General features: G+C 63.6%; 18 protein-coding genes. 10 read left to right on the top strand and 8 right to left on the bottom strand.

Annotation, left to right across the window (positions count from 1 at the left end; genetic code table 11):
* Window positions 1-4 precede the first annotated feature (4 nt).
* From AC20117_RS00770 to AC20117_RS00750, 5 genes are all read left to right on the top strand, one after another.
* Window positions 5-931, top strand: a complete 927-nt coding sequence (locus tag AC20117_RS00770) for an ABC transporter permease (protein ID WP_074701447.1) — start codon at window positions 5-7, stop codon at window positions 929-931.
* Complete coding sequence (locus AC20117_RS00765) at window positions 924-1,880, top strand: ABC transporter permease (protein ID WP_074701448.1); 957 nt, start codon at window positions 924-926, stop codon at window positions 1,878-1,880. Before AC20117_RS00770 ends, AC20117_RS00765 begins: the two co-directional genes overlap by 8 nt.
* Entirely contained in the window at window positions 1,877-3,568 is a 1,692-nt protein-coding gene (locus AC20117_RS00760) for a dipeptide ABC transporter ATP-binding protein (RefSeq protein ID WP_074701450.1), read from the top strand. The genes AC20117_RS00765 and AC20117_RS00760 overlap by 4 nt, the downstream gene beginning before the upstream one ends.
* 181 nt (window positions 3,569-3,749) lie before the next feature.
* On the top strand, window positions 3,750-5,672 hold the full coding sequence (gene typA, locus AC20117_RS00755) for a translational GTPase TypA (RefSeq protein ID WP_074701451.1): 1,923 nt from the start codon (window positions 3,750-3,752) through the stop codon (window positions 5,670-5,672).
* Window positions 5,673-5,681: 9 nt separating this feature from the next.
* Window positions 5,682-6,173: a hypothetical protein gene (locus tag AC20117_RS00750; protein WP_139186805.1), complete on the top strand. Its 492-nt coding sequence runs from the start codon at window positions 5,682-5,684 to the stop codon at window positions 6,171-6,173.
* Here AC20117_RS00750 and AC20117_RS00745 read toward each other — a convergent pair.
* On the bottom strand, window positions 6,170-6,664 hold the full coding sequence (locus AC20117_RS00745) for an ArsR/SmtB family transcription factor (protein ID WP_074701454.1): 495 nt from the start codon (window positions 6,662-6,664) through the stop codon (window positions 6,170-6,172). The two genes, AC20117_RS00750 and AC20117_RS00745, sit on opposite strands and share 4 nt — an antisense overlap.
* Window positions 6,665-6,735: 71 nt before the next feature.
* Complete coding sequence (locus AC20117_RS00740) at window positions 6,736-6,978, bottom strand: putative acetyltransferase (RefSeq protein WP_074701456.1); 243 nt, start codon at window positions 6,976-6,978, stop codon at window positions 6,736-6,738.
* A gap of 91 nt (window positions 6,979-7,069) precedes the next feature.
* Between AC20117_RS00740 and fdxA the strand changes: the two genes are divergently transcribed.
* The 3 genes from fdxA to AC20117_RS00725 all read left to right on the top strand — a co-directional run bounded on the left by fdxA (window position 7,070) and on the right by AC20117_RS00725 (window position 10,000).
* Entirely contained in the window at window positions 7,070-7,393 is a 324-nt protein-coding gene (fdxA, locus tag AC20117_RS00735) for a ferredoxin (RefSeq protein ID WP_074703313.1), read from the top strand.
* A gap of 2 nt (window positions 7,394-7,395) precedes the next feature.
* Window positions 7,396-8,523 carry a succinyldiaminopimelate transaminase gene (gene dapC / locus AC20117_RS00730; RefSeq protein ID WP_074701457.1) on the top strand — a complete coding sequence of 376 codons (1,128 nt, stop codon included), beginning with the start codon at window positions 7,396-7,398 and terminating at the stop codon, window positions 8,521-8,523.
* Between the two features lie 193 nt (window positions 8,524-8,716).
* Window positions 8,717-10,000 carry a citrate synthase gene (locus tag AC20117_RS00725; protein ID WP_074701458.1) on the top strand — a complete coding sequence of 428 codons (1,284 nt, stop codon included), beginning with the start codon at window positions 8,717-8,719 and terminating at the stop codon, window positions 9,998-10,000.
* A gap of 133 nt (window positions 10,001-10,133) precedes the next feature.
* Here AC20117_RS00725 and galE read toward each other — a convergent pair whose 3' ends face one another.
* Window positions 10,134-11,147 (bottom strand): UDP-glucose 4-epimerase GalE, encoded by a 1,014-nt coding sequence (galE, locus tag AC20117_RS00720; RefSeq protein WP_074701459.1) that lies wholly within the window; start codon window positions 11,145-11,147, stop codon window positions 10,134-10,136.
* A gap of 108 nt (window positions 11,148-11,255) precedes the next feature.
* Between galE and AC20117_RS00715 the strand changes: the two genes are divergently transcribed.
* On the top strand, window positions 11,256-11,867 hold the full coding sequence (locus tag AC20117_RS00715) for a hypothetical protein (RefSeq protein ID WP_074701460.1): 612 nt from the start codon (window positions 11,256-11,258) through the stop codon (window positions 11,865-11,867).
* A 22-nt stretch (window positions 11,868-11,889) separates the two neighbouring features.
* On the opposite strand, the gene AC20117_RS00710 is transcribed toward AC20117_RS00715, so the two are convergent.
* Window positions 11,890-12,738 (bottom strand): hypothetical protein, encoded by an 849-nt coding sequence (locus AC20117_RS00710; protein WP_074701462.1) that lies wholly within the window; start codon window positions 12,736-12,738, stop codon window positions 11,890-11,892.
* An 18-nt stretch (window positions 12,739-12,756) separates the two neighbouring features.
* The gene (gene dapD, locus AC20117_RS00705; RefSeq protein WP_074701463.1) at window positions 12,757-13,725 is read right to left on the bottom strand and encodes a 2,3,4,5-tetrahydropyridine-2,6-dicarboxylate N-succinyltransferase; all 969 of its coding nucleotides are present in this window, start codon (window positions 13,723-13,725) and stop codon (window positions 12,757-12,759) included.
* Window positions 13,726-13,779: 54 nt separating this feature from the next.
* Between dapD and dapE the strand changes: the two genes are divergently transcribed.
* Window positions 13,780-14,871 (top strand): succinyl-diaminopimelate desuccinylase, encoded by a 1,092-nt coding sequence (gene dapE, locus AC20117_RS00700; RefSeq protein ID WP_074701465.1) that lies wholly within the window; start codon window positions 13,780-13,782, stop codon window positions 14,869-14,871.
* Window positions 14,872-14,942: 71 nt separating this feature from the next.
* Here the strand turns inward: dapE and AC20117_RS00695 are convergent, their stop codons facing one another.
* From AC20117_RS00695 to AC20117_RS00685, 3 genes are all read right to left on the bottom strand, one after another.
* Window positions 14,943-15,806 (bottom strand): amino acid ABC transporter permease, encoded by an 864-nt coding sequence (locus AC20117_RS00695; protein WP_074701467.1) that lies wholly within the window; start codon window positions 15,804-15,806, stop codon window positions 14,943-14,945.
* Window positions 15,803-16,498 (bottom strand): amino acid ABC transporter permease, encoded by a 696-nt coding sequence (locus AC20117_RS00690; protein WP_074701468.1) that lies wholly within the window; start codon window positions 16,496-16,498, stop codon window positions 15,803-15,805. Before AC20117_RS00690 ends, AC20117_RS00695 begins: the two co-directional genes overlap by 4 nt.
* Before the next feature lie 69 nt (window positions 16,499-16,567).
* Complete coding sequence (locus tag AC20117_RS00685) at window positions 16,568-17,416, bottom strand: glutamate ABC transporter substrate-binding protein (RefSeq protein WP_074701470.1); 849 nt, start codon at window positions 17,414-17,416, stop codon at window positions 16,568-16,570.
* Window positions 17,417-17,429 lie beyond the last annotated feature (13 nt).

Genomic DNA, 17,429 nt, shown 5'->3' with positions numbered 1-17,429 from the left:
CACAATGACGTGGTACATCATCCGGCGGTTCCTCCAAATGATCCCCGTCTTCTTCGGGGCAACCTTTCTCGTATATTTCCTGGTATTTTCGCTGCCAGGCGACCCCATCCAGGCGCTGTTCGGCGACCGTCCGGTCAATGAAGCTGTCGCCGCCCAGCTCAGGGAGCAATACAACCTGGATGAGCCGTTTCTGGTGCAGTATTTCCTGTACCTGAAGAACCTGGTCACCTTTAATCTGGGCAATGATTTTTCCGGCAGGCCCGTTGCCGAGGTGCTGGTCCAGATTTTCCCCGTGACGATCAGGCTGGCGATCCTGGCACTGATCTTCGAGGCCGTATTCGGCATTATCTTCGGTGTCATCGCCGGCCTGCGCAAGGGAAAGCTGTTCGACGGCACCGTCCTGGTGGCCTCGCTGATCGTCATTGCCATCCCCATCTTCGTGCTGGGTTTTGTGATGCAGTTTGTGGTCGGAGTCAAACTTGGCTGGGCCAAACCCACAGTCGGCGGCGATGCCGGTTGGTTTGACCTGATCCTGCCGGCGATCGTGCTGGGACTGGTGTCCTTTGCCTACGTGCTGCGCCTGACCCGAACGTCGATTATCGAAAATATGCATGCGGACTACGTGCGTACCGCGACGGCGAAAGGCTTGAGCAGGCAACGCGTCGTCGTCGTCCATATCCTGCGGAACTCGATGATTCCCGTGGTCACCTTCCTTGGAGCGGATCTCGGCGCCCTCATGGGCGGCGCGATCGTAACGGAAGGAATCTTCAATGTGCCCGGCGTCGGCCAGCGGCTCTACCAGTCCGTTCTCCGCGGCGAAGGGCCGACCATCGTGTCCATTGTCAGCGTGCTGGTGATGGTCTACATCCTGGCCAATCTGCTGGTCGATGTTCTGTACGCCTGGCTTGATCCGAGGATTCGTTATGCCTGAGAAACCCACTGAAAAGATCGAACACTACGTCGCTCCGCTCGACGAGACCCCACTCCAGGCCACGGACAACGTGGCCGAGGACGTACAGCCGCTGAGCCTCTGGGGCGAGGCGTGGCGGAATCTGCGCAAGCAACCGCTGTTCATCATTTCCACCCTGTTGATTGTCCTGATTGTCTTCGTGGCCCTGTTCCCCGGTGTCTTCACCCAGACGCCGCCCAACCAGAACTGCCTGCTGGCGAATTCCGACGGCGACCCGGCACCCGGACACCCGCTGGGCTTCACGCTGCAGGGCTGCGACGTATTTTCCCGGATCGTCTACGGTACGCAGGCGTCGCTCACGGTGGGCATTTTCGCCACGTTGGGCGCACTGATTATCGGTGGAACCCTTGGCGCCATCGCGGGCTTCTACGGCGGCTGGCTCGACGCCGTAATCGCGCGTCTGGGCGACGTGTTCTTCGCGCTGCCGCTGATTCTTGGCGCCATCATCATCATGCAGTTGCCGTTCTTCCGGGAAAACCGAAACGTCTGGACAGTGGTGATCACGCTGACGGTGTTCGGGTGGCCTCAGATCGCCCGGATCACCCGCGGCGCGGTCCTTTCCGTGCGGAACGCGGACTTCGTGACCGCGGCCAGATCATTGGGCGTCTCCCGGCCCGCCGCGCTGGTGCGGCATGTCATCCCGAACTCGCTGGCGCCGGTCATCGTTGTGGCCACCGTTAACCTGGGCATCTTTATCGTCGCCGAGGCAACATTGTCCTTCCTCGGTATCGGGCTGCCGCCGGACGTGATGAGCTGGGGCAACGACATCTCCTCGGCGCAGGTTTCCCTGCGCTCGAATCCCTCCACCCTGCTGTGGCCCGCTGCCGCACTCTCCGTGACCGTCCTGAGCTTCATCATGCTTGGGGACGCGCTGCGGGATGCCCTGGACCCGAAGGCCAGAAAACGATGACAGTGATCAACGAAGTCAATAGCAACGAACCCCTGCTGGAGATCCGGGACCTGGCCATCAGCTTCGCCACGTCCACCGGCGAAGTGCAGGCGGTCAGGGATGCTCACCTGACAGTCATGCCGGGTGAGACGGTAGCCATCGTGGGGGAGTCCGGGTCGGGAAAGTCCACGACGGCACTGGCCGCCATCGGACTGCTGCCGGGAAACGGCAGGGTCAGCGGCGGCCGGATTACCTTCGCCGGCGAAGACCTGACGGGGGCCAGCAGCAAGCGCATTGTGGAGCTACGGGGCAGTTCCATCGGCATGGTCCCGCAGGATCCCATGTCCAATCTGAACCCGGTCTGGAAGATCGGTTTCCAGGTACGGGAGACGCTGAAGGCCAACGGTCTCCCGGCCGGGCCTTCCGACGTCGCCAAGGTGCTGGCCGAAGCGGGGCTGCCGGACGCCGAACGGCGCGCCAGGCAATTCCCGCATGAGTTCTCCGGCGGCATGCGTCAGCGGGCGCTGATCGCGATCGGGCTGTCCTGCCGTCCGCGGCTGCTGATCGCCGATGAACCGACGTCCGCCTTGGACGTTACCGTGCAGCGGCAGATCCTGGACCACTTGGAAACCATGACGGCGGAGCTGGGCACGGCAGTGCTGCTGATTACCCACGACCTGGGACTGGCCGCCGAACGCGCGCGGAAAGTGGTGGTCATGTACAAGGGCCGCGTAGTGGAGTCCGGCCCCGCCCAGGAGATTCTGACCAATCCGCGCCACCCCTATACCAAGCGGTTGGTGGAGGCGGCGCCGTCGCTCGCTTCCCGCCGAATCCAGTCGGCCAAGGCGGCCGGAATCGAGACCGGGGAGCTGCTCGCGCCGGCAGAGGCAGCCGCGGAAACAGCCGACAACGTTATCGAGGTCAGCAACTTGACCAAGGTGTTCAAGCTGCGGGGAGGGTTCGGTAAGTCCACCGACTTCACAGCTGTGGACGATGTGTCCTTCGCGATCAAACGCGGAACCACCACGGCGGTGGTGGGGGAGTCCGGCTCAGGCAAATCCACCGTCGCAAGGATGGTGCTGAACCTCGAGGATCCGACGAGCGGGAAAATCCGGTTCGACGGCGTCGACATGGGCTCGCTCAAGGGCAAGGAATTGCTGGCTTTCCGCCGGCGGGTCCAGCCGATCTTCCAGGACCCGTACGGCTCGCTGGATCCGATGTACAACATTTTCCGCACCATCGAGGAGCCGTTGCGCGTCCACAACATCGGCGACAAAAAGAGCCGCGAAGCCAAAGTGCGCAAACTGCTGGACCAAGTGGCTCTGCCTGCCTCGGTCATGCGGCGGTTCCCGAACGAGCTCTCGGGCGGCCAGCGGCAGCGGATTGCCATTGCCCGTGCGCTGGCCCTCGATCCCGAAGTAGTGATCTGCGACGAAGCGGTATCGGCCCTGGACGTGCTGGTGCAGGACCAGATCCTGAACCTGCTGGCCGACCTGCAGCACGAGCTGGGGCTGAGCTACCTGTTCATCACCCATGACCTCGCGGTGGTGCGGCAGATTGCGGATCATGTTTGCGTCATGGAGAAGGGCCGGGTGGTCGAAGCTGGCACGACGGATGCGGTCTTCGACGAGCCTGAGCAGGAATACACTCGCGCATTGCTGGCGGCTATTCCGGGATCAACTCTGGAGCTGCCTCCCCAGGTAGCCTGACCCGGATCCCAATAGGTGGCCGGGGCTGCGCGTGATCCGCAGCCCCGGTTCGGCGTGTCCGAAAATCTGCATTAGGTGAGGATTTGCCTATGCCGCTAGAATGTACATGCCCCCTTTTGAGGGCGCACGGCTGCGCATTTCGCCGTCCCTTTAGTTCTCCACCTGAATTGAGCCTTCTCGCATGTCTGAAACCACCACGTCGACGCAGAGCGCCGTCCGCAGCGACCTTCGTAACGTCGCTATCGTTGCCCACGTTGACCACGGTAAGACCACTCTGGTGGACGCCATGCTGAAGCAGACCGGGGCATTCTCAAGCCATGGCGAGGTCGAAGAGCGCGTCATGGACTCCGGTGACCTGGAGCGCGAAAAGGGCATCACCATTCTGGCGAAGAACACCACCGTGTTCTACTCCGGTCCCTCCGCCAACGGTGAGAACGTCACCATCAACGTCATCGACACCCCCGGCCACGCCGACTTCGGCGGCGAGGTGGAGCGCGGTCTGTCCATGGTGGACGGCGTCGTGCTGCTGGTTGACTCTTCCGAGGGCCCGCTGCCGCAGACCCGCTTCGTGCTACGTAAGGCACTGGCCGCCAAGCTGCCCGTCGTGCTGCTGGTCAACAAGACCGACCGCCCCGATGCCCGCATTGACGACGTCGTTGCCGAATCGATGGATCTGCTGCTCGGCCTCGCCTCGGACCTCGCCGACGAAGTGCCGGACCTTGACCTGGACGCCGTGCTGAATGTGCCGGTTGTTTACGCCTCCGGAAAGCTCGGACGCGCCTCGCTGGAGCAGCCGGCGGACGGCACCGCTCCCGACAATGAAGACCTGGAACCGCTCTTCGCCACCATCATGGAACACATCCCGGCACCTACTTACAACCCGGCCGGCGTCCTGCAGGCGCACGTGACCAACCTGGATGCCTCCCCGTTCCTGGGCCGCCTGGCCCTGCTGCGCATCTACAACGGCACCCTGAAGAAGGGCCAGACCGTTGCCTGGGCCCGCCAGAACGGCGAGCTGAAGAACGTGCGTATTTCCGAACTGCTGGCTACCAAGGGCCTGACCCGCGTTCCGGCCGAAGAGGCCGGTCCGGGCGAGATTGTCGCCGTCGCCGGCATCGAGGAAATCACTATCGGTGAAACCCTGACGGATGCCGATAACCCGCAGCCGCTGCCGATGATCACCGTTGATGACCCGGCCATCTCCATGACCATCGGCATCAACACCTCCCCGCTGGCCGGCAAGGTCAAGGGCGCCAAGGTCACCGCGCGCCAGGTCAAGGACCGTCTGGACAAGGAACTGATCGGCAACGTCTCGCTCAAGGTCCTGCCGACCGAGCGTCCGGACTCCTGGGAGGTCCAGGGCCGCGGCGAGCTGGCACTGGCCATCCTGGTGGAGCAGATGCGCCGCGAGGGCTTCGAACTCACCGTCGGCAAGCCGCAGGTGGTCACTAAGACCATCGACGGCAAGATCCACGAGCCGATGGAGCACATGACCATCGACGTGCCCGAAGAGTACCTCGGCGCCGTCACCCAGCTGATGGCCGCCCGCAAGGGCCGCATGGTCAACATGGCCAACCACGGCACCGGCTGGGTCCGGATGGAATTCATCGTTCCCGCCCGCGGCCTGATCGGGTTCCGCACCCGGTTCATGACCGAGACCCGCGGGGCCGGCATCGCCGCGTCCATCTCCGAAGGCTACGAGCCGTGGGCCGGCCCGATCGAATACCGCACCAATGGCTCCATGGTTGCAGACCGCGCCGGTGTCGTGACGCCGTTCGCCATGATCAACCTGCAGGAACGCGGTTCCTTCTTCGTGCCGCCGACCTCCGAGGTTTACGAAGGCATGATCGTGGGCGAGAACTCGCGCGCCGACGACATGGACGTGAACATCACCAAGGAAAAGAAGCTCACCAACATGCGTGCCGCTTCCTCGGACAGCTTCGAGAACCTGACCCCGCCGCGGATCCTCACCCTGGAGGAGTCCCTCGAATTCGCCCGCGAGGACGAGTGCGTCGAGGTCACGCCGGAGTCCATCAGGATCCGCAAGGTGATTCTGGACTCCAACGAACGGGCCAAGGCAAACCGCGCCCGCGCCAAGGCCTAAACTGGTCGTATGACTGAGCAGAGGCAACCCACGGACTATGGAAGTGGGTTGCCTCCGGCGTTTAAATCCCCGGATGCCCAGGAACCGCAGATCAGAGTACGACGGCGGCCACATCCCTTCGCAGGGTGGGGCACCGCCGTCGTTGGTGGCGTTATCGCCGCTGTGCTGGGTACCAATCTGCACGGCCAGATTGCCTACGCGGGGGACCAGGCTTACCCCTGGGGAGCGGTCCTGGCGCTGGTTTTCGCTTTCGCGGTGATGGTCTGGGTCGGCATGCGGGCGGATAATGTCCTGGCCACGGGCCTGACCGGCATGGTGACGTACCTGCTGGTGGGCATCATGGCCACCAGTCTCTTCGGAGATCCGCTTATCGTGACCGAGACCACGGCCGAGATGCAGCTGGGCATCGAACTCGCCGGAAAGATCTGGATGATCGGGCTGGCGGTCGCCGTCGTGCTGGCCATCGTGGCCGCCGCCTGGGCGCTCAAGCCGCGGCGCTAGTTCGCGGTACGGTCCACGTGGTGGGCCAGGAAGATCGACGTCGCGGTGCCGTCCTCATCCGCCGGCCGGCGGGCGTACTCTTCCAGCACGGCGCGGAGCTTGTCCATCATTTCCTTGCGGTTGGCATCATTGAGCTTGATGCCCATGCGGGTGGTTTCGATCTCGTCCGGGGCGAGTCCGTCGATTTCCTGCAGGAACGTCTCTACCAATACGGGTGCGGCGTCGGGCATTTTGGCGCCCCAGGACATCCGGGTGGCCCGATAAGGAACTTCTTTGGCCCCGCGGTTGCCCTTGCGCGGTTCTTCCGCTTCGAGGAACCCGGTGTTGAGCAGGGTCCGCACGTGGTGCAGCGAGGTGGCTGGATTCATCTCCAGCAGTTCCGCAATCTCCTTGTTGGTCCGCGAGCGGTGCAGGCAGAGGCGGAGGATGCGGAGGCGGACGGGGGAGCTGAGCGCGCGTCCGGTAGCTTGAAGATCCTGGTCCGTTGGCATGTTTCCAGCATACGTGAGGCAGAGCCGATGATTGATGTTTCTCAATCACAAGTCCGGATTTGTGAATAACGCTAGCCGGCCGGGTAGCGGGGAGCCCTCGGCGCCGGGGGAGGAGGCACTTCCTTCGCGGCCTCGACCCGGGCCAGCGGGACCACCACGTCGCCGCGGCGTGTGCGGACTGTGCACTCGGCGGTGCTGAGGCTGATCAGGTAGCCGAGCGCGTCCGTGACGCCGTCGTCAATGCGGTAGCGTACCACTACCCGGGTTCCGGGCGCGGCTCCTCGCAGGAAGTCCAAGGGCGTAGCCGATCTCACCCCTTCATAGTACGTGTGACCTCGGCCGCTGTTGGATAATGGACCAAGCGATACCCTTGGTGGTAGCTGACAACGAAAGGTGCTCAAGGACGTGACGTATGTAATCGCACAGCCGTGCGTGGATGTCAAAGACAAGGCGTGCATTGAAGAATGCCCGGTGGACTGCATCTATGAAGGCGAGCGTTCCCTCTACATCCACCCCGACGAGTGTGTGGACTGCGGCGCGTGTGAACCCGTGTGTCCGGTCGAGGCCATTTATTACGAAGATGACACTCCCGAGCAGTGGGCCGAGTACTACAAGGCCAACGTGGAGTTCTTCGACGATCTAGGCTCCCCGGGCGGTGCCGCCAAGATCGGCAACACCCACAAGGACCACCCGATCATCGCCGTGCTGCCTCCCCAGAACCAAGAGTAGGCATGGAAGGTTTTGGTCTCCGCCTGCCCGAGTACCCGTGGAACACGATGCAGCCTTATCTCGAAAAGGCCTCGCTTCATCCGGACGGGGCAGTCAATCTCTCCATCGGTACGCCGGTAGATCCCACGCCGGCTTTGGTGCAGGATGCCCTGAAGGCAGCTTCGGACGCCCCGGGCTATCCCACCACGCACGGTACGCCGGCGCTGCGGAAAGCGATCGCGGACTGGTTTGCCAGCCGCCGAAACGTTGCCGGGCTGGATCCAGCGGCCATTATGCCCACGGTTGGCTCCAAGGAGCTGGTGGCGTGGCTGCCGCTGCTGCTGGGACTGGGTAAGAACGACGTCGTTGTGCGGCCCATGGTGGCCTACCCGACTTACGACATCGGTGCTCTGCTGGCAGGTGCCACTCCGGTTGCCGCCGATAACCTGGACGACCTTGAGCCCGACGTCCGTCGGCGCGTCAAGCTGGTCTGGGTGAACTCGCCCGGTAATCCCACCGGCATTGTACGGAGCCGCGAATCGCTGCGCGAGATCGTGGACAAGGCCCGTGCCATCGGCGCCGTCGTTGCGTCGGATGAGTGCTATGCCGAACTGGGCTGGGGTCAGTGGGACCCGGAACGCGGCGGGGAAACCGTTCCCAGCGTGCTAGACCCGCTGGTGGCCCAGGGCAGCCATGAGGGGCTCTTGAGCATCTACTCGCTCAGCAAGCAGTCGAACCTGGCCGGCTACCGCGCCGCTTTCGTTGCGGGCGACCCGGTGCTGATGCCGAACCTGATCAACAGCCGCAAGCATGCCGGCATGATCGTGCCGTACCCCATCCAGGAAGCGATGCGCACCGCGCTGGCGGACAACGGCCACGTGCAGGCGCAGAAGGATCTCTACCGTGGGCGCCGCGAACGCTTGCTGCCGGCCCTGCGGAAATTCGGGATCGACATCCAGCATTCTGAGGCCGGCCTGTATCTCTGGGGAACCGCGGGCGAAGACACCTGGACCACGGTGGACCGCCTGGCCCAGCTTGGCGTCGTCGTCGGGCCTGGGGTCTTCTACGGCGAACAGGGCAAGGGGTTCATCCGGGTTGCGCTAACCGGCAGCGATGAACGGATCGACGCCGCCGTCGAGCGGCTGAGCTGATATGAAGTGACTCGTGCGGTCACATAAGCACAAATCCGGGCCTCTGTTGCCTGCGTTAGTGACCAAAAAGTGACCGTACGATTAGTTATCCCGGGCACTATGCGGGTAGCGTTTTACCCGAGTATGCATACGTTCGGCGCCCCAATACCGCCGTGTGTGCGCTAGTTTCCATACACCTCCTGAAGGGGACTCAATGACTGAGCAATCCGGTGCTACCCTGCATTACGATGGCGGCGAACTCGACCTCCCGCGGCTCAAAGCGGCCGAAGGCAATGACGGCTACGACGTTTCGAAGCTGCTGAAGCAGACCGGTGCCGTCACGTTTGACCCCGGTTTCATGAACACCGCGGCCACCACGTCGGCCATCACCTACATTGACGGCGATGCCGGCATCCTGCGCTACCGCGGGTACCCCATTGACCAGCTGGCCGAGAACTCGAGCTTCCTCGAGGTTTCCTACCTGCTGATCTACGGCAACCTGCCCACCCCTTCCGAACTGGAAAACTTCGACCGGCGCATCCGCCGCCACACCCTGCTGCACGAAGAGCTCAAGGGCTTCTTCGGCGGCTTCCCGCGTGACGCGCACCCGATGCCGGTGCTCTCCTCGGCCGTTTCCGCACTGTCCACGTTCTACCAGGACTCCCTGGACCCGTTCGACGACGAGCAGGTGGAACTGTCCACCATCCGCCTGATGGCGAAGATGCCCGTGATCGCGGCGTACGCGCACAAGAAGTCCATTGGCCAGGCGCTGCTGTACCCGGACAACTCCATGAACCTCGTGGAGAACTTCATGCGGCTGAGCTTCGGGCTTCCGGCCGAGCCGTATGAAATGGACCCCACCATGGTCAAGGCGCTGGATCTGCTGCTGATCCTGCACGCGGACCACGAGCAGAACTGCTCGACCTCCACCGTGCGTCTGGTGGGCAGCTCGAACGCGAACATGTTCGCCTCCGTCTCCGCCGGCATCAACGCCCTCTTCGGACCGCTCCACGGCGGCGCCAACGAGGCCGTGCTCAACATGCTGCGCCAGATCCAGTCCTCCGACATGCAGCCCGAGGACTTCATGGAGAAGGTCAAGAACAAGGAAGCCGGCGTCCGGCTCATGGGCTTCGGCCACCGGGTCTACAAGAACTACGACCCGCGCGCCAGGATCGTGAAGGCAACCGCGCACGAGATCCTCAGCAAGCTCGGCGGCAACGACGAACTGCTGGACATCGCCATGCGGCTGGAAGAAAAGGCGCTGGCCGATGACTACTTCATCGAGCGCAAGCTGTACCCGAACGTGGACTTCTACACCGGCCTGATCTACAAGGCCATGGGCTTCCCGGAGAAGATGTTCACGGTCCTGTTCGCCATCGGCCGCCTGCCGGGCTGGATTGCCCAGTGGCGCGAAATGATGAAGGACCCGCAGACCAAGATCGGCCGTCCGCGCCAGCTCTACACGGGCGAGGGCGAGCGCCAGTACCCCATGCGCTAACGGGCAGTTGCGCCAAGAGCCAGGGCTCCGGTTTTCCGGGGCCCTGGCTCGTTAACACGTGGCAGGCGATTTAAGACGACGACGGCGGCAGCCATCCTTCGCTGGGAGGCAGCCGCCGGCGTCGTTGTTGGCTTTATCCGGCGTAGCCGTTGGGGTTGTTCTTCTGCCAGCGCCAGTGGTCTTCGCACATCGTCTCCAGCGTCCGGTGCGCGGACCAGCCCAGTTCCGCCAAGGCAGCGGAGGCGTCGGCGTAGCTGATGGCGGCATCGCCGGGCCGGCGGTCGGTGAGCTCGTAGGGAATCTCGAAGCCCGTGGCCTTGCCGAACGCCGAGAGGACTTCCAGGACCGAGGAGCCGCGGCCGGTGCCCAGGTTCCACCGGCGCACGCCCGGCCTGCCGGCGATGAAGTCCAACGCCGCCAGGTGCCCTGAGGCCAGGTCCATCACATGGATGTAGTCGCGCACGCCGGTGCCGTCCGGCGTCGGGTAGTCGCTGCCGAAGACACGCACCTTGTCGCGGCGGCCCACAGCCACCTGGGCGACGAACGGCAGCAGGTTGTTGGGGATTCCCGTGGGATCCTCGCCGATCCGGCCGGACTCATGCGCGCCCACGGGGTTGAAGTAACGCAGCAGGGCAACGTGCCAGCGCTCATCCGAGGCGCCGAGATCGGAGAGGATGTCCTCGATCTGTTCCTTGGTCCGGCCGTAGGGGTTGGTGGCATCAAGCGGCATCTTCTCCGTCAGCGGCACTTCATCGGAGTTCCCGTAGACAGTGGCGGATGAGCTGAAAACGATGGTGCGGACGTTGTGCGCTTCCATCGTGCGCAACAGGTTGAGCGTGCCGGCGACGTTGTTGTGGTAGTAATGCAGCGGCTGGTCCACGGATTCGCCCACGGCCTTCAACCCGGCGAAATGGATCACGGCATCGACGCGCTCGGCATCGAAGACTTCGCCGAGGCGGACCTCGTCGAGAAGATCCGCCTTATGGAATGCGACCTTCCGTCCGGCCAGGTCCTGCACGCGGCGCAGCGATTCCTCGCTGGAGTTGGCCAGATTATCCACGACTACCACGTCGTGTCCCGCCTCAAGCAAGGCCAATGTTGTATGCGAGCCGATGTAGCCGGTGCCCCCGGTGACCAGAATCTTCATAGCATCAAGCCTAGTAGCTGATGCCTAATGCGCTGATATTTTGCGGTGGTCGCCTGCCTCACCACGGTCTAGAGTGGAACTTAGGGCGGTTCGAAAGGATCTTGGTCTATGCATCACACCGGCGGGCCCGGGTGGCGGATAACAACCGACACCTCGGCGCATTTGCTTCTGGCCTTGTACCTGCATGATGTGGCCGGTCTGGACGGCGCGGGCTTGCCTGCCGTGTGCGGTGCTGATCCACCGGTCAGGAAAGCCGATCCGCGCCAGCTGACCGCGCATGTCGGCGGTACGCGGGCGTTGCGGCGGGAGTGGGAACAATGGTGGTCGCTCCTGATCCAGGAGGACGCTGCCGCGGCGGATGCCTTGGTACCGCCTGCCTTCCCGGCCTTCGACGCCAGCCCGGCGCTGCAGAAGCTCCTGCAGGCCCACTTCGGAGCGGCAATGAGCTGGTCCAGTGAACGCGTGGCCGATTACCGACTGCTGGCTGAGGAGCGCGAAGCCAGCGGCAAGACCAAACTGGTCGGGCAGATGGTGCAGGACCGGGAAATGGAGCTGGGCCGCGATGCCCGCGGGTTCGAGCTCAAATTCATCGAACTGCCGCTGCGGGAACGCCGCGCCTGGTATGTGGAACCGGACAAGGTGCTCCTGAACCAGTACCTGATCGATGACGAGGGGTCGTACCGCAGCTTCATCCAGCCGATCATTGAACTGCTCGTCTAGTCACGGCTGCAGCGGGCCGGCTTCAGGGCTGGCCCGCCACCGTGATGACCACTGTCCCGGTTTCCGACCCGGCGGCGAGCCACTCGCCGTCGGAACGCTGCCAGCTCAGGCCGGCGAAGGACACCGAGTCGATATTGAGTTCCTTGGCTGACGCCACCGCCCATTGGGCCACGGCCCAGCCGGTTTTGTCGCCTGCCTGCACGCGCAGGGTTCCGTTCGCGACCGCCGTTTCCAACCCGGGGTGCGAGAGTTCCAGGGCCGCTTCAACCTCGGCAGCATCGCCGGCCGACTCGGCTTCCTTGAGCACGCAGTTCAGGGCAGCGGGGGAGTGGCCGGTCAGCGCTGAGGCGAAGGCTTTGCCCTCGCCTTCGTGGTCCGCGTAGGCGTCAGGATAAGCGCTGCGCTGAACCTGCTGCGCCGCCACGGTAATTGGCAGGCTTTCGTAATCGGGAATCTCTTCCAGCACCGAGAAAAAACGGTTGGTCGCATAGACCGGATCCATGACCTGTTCCTCCGTGCCCCAGCCCTGCGTGGGCCGCTGTTGAAACAATCCACGTGAATCCGGACCGGCGTCGTCTCCATGCCCAATGTTGCGCAGCTTCGACTCCTGGATCGCCGTGGCCAGGGCAATCGAGGCAGCGCGGGCGGGCAGCCCGCGTTGCATGGAGATTCCGGCGATGAGTGCCGCGTTGGCGGCCTGGTCCGGAGCCAGTTCAAAGGTCTCCGGACCCACTACGGCAGTGCAACGCTCACGGACGAGCAGTTGGGAACGGTCGATGGAGGTGGCGGCCAGCCAGAGGCCGCCACCTACCAGGGCAAGCAACACCAGCAGCACGAGAACACTGCGACGGCGCCGCCGTGAACGGGCCATTGTGGTTACACGTACCTTCTAGTTGGCGTGCAGTGCTGCGTTGAGCTCAACGGTCTGGCCCTTGCGGGGCAGGACTTCAACGACGCCGGAAATGGAGTTGCGGCGGAAAAGCAGGTTCGATACGCCGGACAGCTCCACTGCCTTAATCTGACGGGCTTCGCCGTCGGCCGACAGCAGGTTGACCCGGGTGCCGGCGGTGACGTAGAGACCGGCCTCCACCACACAGTCATCGCCGATGCTGATGCCGACGCCGGAGTTCGCGCCGAGCAGGACACGTTCGCCGATGCTGATGCGTTCCTTGCCGCCGCCGGAGAGGGTGCCCATGATGGAGGCGCCGCCGCCCACATCGGAGCCGTCCGCGACGATGACGCCGGCGGAGATCCGGCCCTCGACCATGGAGGTGCCGAGCGTGCCGGCGTTGAAGTTGACGAAGCCCTCGTGCATGACCGTGGTGCCGACAGCGAGGTGGGCGCCGAGCCGGACGCGGTCTGCATCGGCAACGCGCACGCCGGAGGGCAGGACGTAGTCCACCATGCGCGGGAACTTGTCCACGCCGTAGACGGTGACCGGGCCGCGGCGGCGCAGCCGCAGACGCGTTGCCTCGAAGTTCTCTGCGGAACAGGGGCCGAAGTTGGTCCAAACGACATTGGCCAGCAGGCCGAAAATGCCGTCCATGTTCAGCGAGTTGGGAGTGACAAGGCGGTGCGAGAGCAGGTGGAGCCGCAGATAGGCATCGGCCGTGTCGGCCGGGGCCGCGTCAAGTTCAATACTCCGGCTGACCAGCTCCAGCCGGGTACCACGCTCGGCGTCCTCGCCCTGCTCTGCGAGGGACTTCAGGTCGTTATCGGTCTCAGCAGCGGCGGGAGCCTGCCCGAGGCCGGGAGCCGGGTACCAGACATCCAAAACAATGCCGTTGGAGGCGACGGTGGCAAGGCCGGTGCCGTAGGCGGTGCGGGAGACAGTTGCAGCGGTGTTGTTCTCAGGCATGCACTCAAGTCTACCGACGGGAGCAGACCGCCCTGACACGGTTACGCTTGGGGAGTGACTGCTTTCACTACTGCCCTGGATCTGACCTCCGATGTCGCCGACCTCACGGCGGCGCTCATTGATATTAATAGTGTCTCCGGTAACGAGCGGGAACTGGCCGATGCCGTTGAAGCGGCGCTGCGCTCACTGCCGCACCTTCAGGTGACACGCGACGGCGATGCCATTGTTGCCCGGACCGAGTTGGGCCGCGACGAGCGCGTGATCCTGGCCGGCCACCTGGACACTGTTCCGCTGCCGTTGACGGCCGGATCCCGCGGAACCGTCCCGTCCAGCTGGGACGGTGAGGTTCTCTATGGCCGCGGCACCACGGACATGAAGGGCGGCGTCGCTGTCCAGCTGGCTCTGGCCGCCCGACTGGCCGATCCGGCCCGGGACGTGACTTATGTTTTTTATGACCATGAAGAAGTTGAAGCTTCGCTTAGCGGATTGGGCCGGTTGGTCGTTAACTACCCGGAGTTGCTGCAGGGGGATTTCGCCATCCTGCTGGAGCCGACAGACGGCACGGTTGAGGGCGGCTGTAACGGCACCAGCCGGTTCGAGGTGACCACCGTGGGCAAGGCAGCCCATTCCGCCCGCGCCTGGATGGGGCAGAACGCCATTCATGCGGCGGCGGAGATTCTGACCCGGCTCCGGGACCACGAGCCTGCCACGGTCGCGGTGGACGGCCTTGAATACCGGGAGAGCCTGAATGCAGTGAAAATCCACGGCGGCACCGCCGGAAACGTCATTCCGGACCGTACTGTCGTTGAAATCAACTACCGCTTCGCCCCGGATAAGACCCCGGACGATGCCGAGGCCTACGTGCGGAACCTGCTGGACGGCTTCTCCGTGATCCGTACCGATGCGGCAGCGGGTGCCCGTCCCGGCCTGAACCATCCGGCCGCCGCGGATTTCGTGGCGGCTGTCGGTGCGGAGCCGAAGCCTAAATACGGCTGGACCGACGTGGCCCGTTTCAGCGCGCTGGGTATTCCTGCCGTTAACTTCGGTCCCGGGGATGCGCTCCTCGCGCACACAGACAATGAACATGTTCCGGCCGAAGCCATCCGCGAATGCTTCCGGGCCTTGGACAGGTGGCTCTCGGCCTAGCCTCAAGGCCAAACACGCAGGGTTCCCGGCAGCCATGCTGCCCGGAACCCTGCGTGTTTAAAAGCCGCTTGTCAGACCTTGGCTACCAACGTTGGCGCGCTGGCGGGGCGTGTCTTTCCGGAGGTGCGGCTGCTGAGCAGCCCGGAGAGTTTCTGCGCCACCCACGAAAGCGCAAAGTTCACGATGATGAACAGTACCGCGGCTACGGTCAGCGCCTGCAGGATGGGCCCGGCCGAGCCGTAGATCTGCATGCCACGCAGCAGTTCGGAGTAGGTGATGATCGAGCCGAGTGCCGAGTCCTTCAGGATGACCACGAACTGGCTGATCAGCGAGGGCAGCATGGCTACCAACGCCTGCGGCAGCTCGATGTTCCGCAGCGACTGTCCGCGCGTCATGCCGATGGCCATGCCCGCCTCGCGCTGTCCCTTTGGCAGCCCATAGACGCCGGAACGGACCAGCTCGGCGATAACCGAACCGTTGTAAAACGTCAGCGCTATTACGACGGCGAAAAACGGAGTGTCGGCCGGTTCTACGATTTGCATCCGGCCCAGCAGCAGCCAGAAAAAGATCATCATCAGCAGCACAGGGACGGCCCGGAAGAACTCGACGATGATGCCGCAGATCCAGCGGACCGCACGGTTGGCTGCGAGCCGCCCGACGCCGAAGAGCAGGCCGAATACCACGGACGTGACAATGGCGGCAGCCGCTGCCTTGAAGGTGTTCATGAGCCCGGGAAGAATGGCGAACTGCCAGACATCTGCAGTCAGGAACGGTGCCCATAGCTCCGCCTCAAGCTGCCCTTGGTCGTTCAGTCCTTTGAGTACGAAGGCTGCGGTGCCGAGGAAAATGATGATGCCCAGCACATTGGTGGCCAGGATGCGACGCTGGGCCTTTGGACCGGGGGCATCGAAGAGGACGCTTTGCTGGATTTTCATCGTGCCACCGCCAGTTTCGAGGAAAGCCAGGTTGTCACAAGGCCGATGGGTATGACGATGATGACGAAGCCCAGCGCGAAGGTAGCGAAGATGGCCATGATGACGTCCGGCCGGAACTCGATCATGGTCTTCATCAGACCGGCTGCTTCGGCGACCGATGCCACAGTGGCCACCGTCGTATTCTTCGTCAACGCGATCAGAGTGTTGCCCAGGGGAGCGACGGCGCCTCGGAAGGCCTGGGGCAGGATCACCAGACGTGCTGCGGGAAGGAAGCTAAGGCCGATGGCGCGGGCCGCCTCGGCCTGTCCCAGGGGCACGGTGTTGACGCCGCTTCGGATGGCTTCGCAGACGAATGCGGCGTGGTACACCGACAGACCGATGATCGCCCAGAGGAAGAAGTTGAAATTGAAGTCGCTGGAGAGGTTCAGCTGGAGCTGGAAGATGGCAACCAGGATGCAGAAGACCATGATGATGGTCAGCGGCGTATTCCGGAAGATGTTGACGTAGGCAGTGCCGGCCCAGCGGAAACTCGGCACCGGCGATATCCGCATCAGGGCCAGAATGGTGCCGAGTACCAGCGAGCACAGGCCGGCCCAGAAGGTGAGTTGGATATTGACCCACAGCGCCGCAACGACATCATAGGTCTCCAGCGCCGTCAGATAGCTCTGGAAATACTCTGACAAACTGTCCATCCCCTCTCATGGGAGTGACTTTGCTTGACTGTGGGGCAGGCCAGGAGGCCTGCCCCACAGCATCTGGAACTACGCGCAGGAATCGCCCGGCTTCGGCGGGTTGAGCGCCTCGTTGAACTTGTAGTCAACACCTTCGGTATTGGCCGCAAGGGCTTCCTCCCAGGCGCCTTCTTCGACCATCTTGTTGATTGCCGCATTGATGGCGGCACACTGGTCGCTTCCCTTGGGCAGACCCACGCCGTAGTTCTCCTCTGAGAACGGGTTGCCGACGACCTTGAACTTCCCGGCAAAGTTCTCCTGGGCGGCCAGACCGGCCAGGATGATGTCGTCGGTAGTCACGGCGTCGATCTGGCCGCTCTGCATAGCGGTCACGCACTCGGCGTAGCCCGGGCGTTCGAGAAGGTTTACTTCCTCGGCATGTTCGTCCTTGATGCGCTGGGCGGAGGTGGAGCCGGTGACGGAGCAGAGGTTCTTGCCGTTGAGGTCATCCGGGCCCTGGATCTCGGTGTCTTCGGCCCGGACCAGCAGGTCCTGGCCGGCGACGAAGTACGGTCCGGCGAAGTCCACGGTCTGCTTACGCTCATCGGTGATGGAGTAGGTCGCGAAGATCATGTCGACCTGGCCATTGGCCAGCATGTTCTCACGGTTGGCCGAAGGAGACTCGACGAACTCAATCTGATCCTCGGTGTAGCCCAGTTCGTTGGCGACGTATTTGGCGACGTCGACATCGAAACCGGTGAACTCGCCGCCGGAGGAGAAGCCGAGGCCCGGCTGGTCGTACTTGATGCCGACTCGGAGCGTTTCGCCCTCTCCGCTGCCGGCCGTCTCGCCCCCCTCGCCGCCGTCGCCGCCACAGGCGGACAGTGTCAGTGCGGCAATGGCACCCATTGCCGCCATTGCAAAGCGGGTCTTGCGCATGTTTTCTCCTTGT

The sequence above is a fragment of the Arthrobacter crystallopoietes genome (assembly GCF_002849715.1).
GTDB lineage: Bacteria > Actinomycetota > Actinomycetes > Actinomycetales > Micrococcaceae > Crystallibacter > Crystallibacter crystallopoietes.
This window is presented reverse-complemented; position numbering and strand designations above follow the sequence as displayed.

Excerpts from the sequence above, each read along its gene's own strand:
- AC20117_RS00770 (WP_074701447.1), top strand. The coding sequence starts at position 5 with ATGACGTGGTACATCATCCGGCGGTTCCTCCAAATGATCCCCGTCTTC.
- AC20117_RS00765 (WP_074701448.1), top strand. The coding sequence starts at position 924 with ATGCCTGAGAAACCCACTGAAAAGATCGAACACTACGTCGCTCCGCTC.
- AC20117_RS00760 (WP_074701450.1), top strand. The coding sequence starts at position 1,877 with ATGACAGTGATCAACGAAGTCAATAGCAACGAACCCCTGCTGGAGATC.
- typA (WP_074701451.1), top strand. The coding sequence starts at position 3,750 with ATGTCTGAAACCACCACGTCGACGCAGAGCGCCGTCCGCAGCGACCTT.
- AC20117_RS00750 (WP_139186805.1), top strand. The coding sequence starts at position 5,682 with ATGACTGAGCAGAGGCAACCCACGGACTATGGAAGTGGGTTGCCTCCG.
- AC20117_RS00745 (WP_074701454.1), bottom strand. The coding sequence starts at position 6,664 with ATGCCAACGGACCAGGATCTTCAAGCTACCGGACGCGCGCTCAGCTCC.
- dapC (WP_074701457.1), top strand. The coding sequence starts at position 7,396 with ATGGAAGGTTTTGGTCTCCGCCTGCCCGAGTACCCGTGGAACACGATG.
- AC20117_RS00725 (WP_074701458.1), top strand. The coding sequence starts at position 8,717 with ATGACTGAGCAATCCGGTGCTACCCTGCATTACGATGGCGGCGAACTC.
- galE (WP_074701459.1), bottom strand. The coding sequence starts at position 11,147 with ATGAAGATTCTGGTCACCGGGGGCACCGGCTACATCGGCTCGCATACA.
- AC20117_RS00715 (WP_074701460.1), top strand. The coding sequence starts at position 11,256 with ATGCATCACACCGGCGGGCCCGGGTGGCGGATAACAACCGACACCTCG.
- AC20117_RS00710 (WP_074701462.1), bottom strand. The coding sequence starts at position 12,738 with ATGGCCCGTTCACGGCGGCGCCGTCGCAGTGTTCTCGTGCTGCTGGTG.
- dapD (WP_074701463.1), bottom strand. The coding sequence starts at position 13,725 with ATGCCTGAGAACAACACCGCTGCAACTGTCTCCCGCACCGCCTACGGC.
- AC20117_RS00695 (WP_074701467.1), bottom strand. The coding sequence starts at position 15,806 with ATGAAAATCCAGCAAAGCGTCCTCTTCGATGCCCCCGGTCCAAAGGCC.
- AC20117_RS00690 (WP_074701468.1), bottom strand. The coding sequence starts at position 16,498 with ATGGACAGTTTGTCAGAGTATTTCCAGAGCTATCTGACGGCGCTGGAG.
- AC20117_RS00685 (WP_074701470.1), bottom strand. The coding sequence starts at position 17,416 with ATGCGCAAGACCCGCTTTGCAATGGCGGCAATGGGTGCCATTGCCGCA.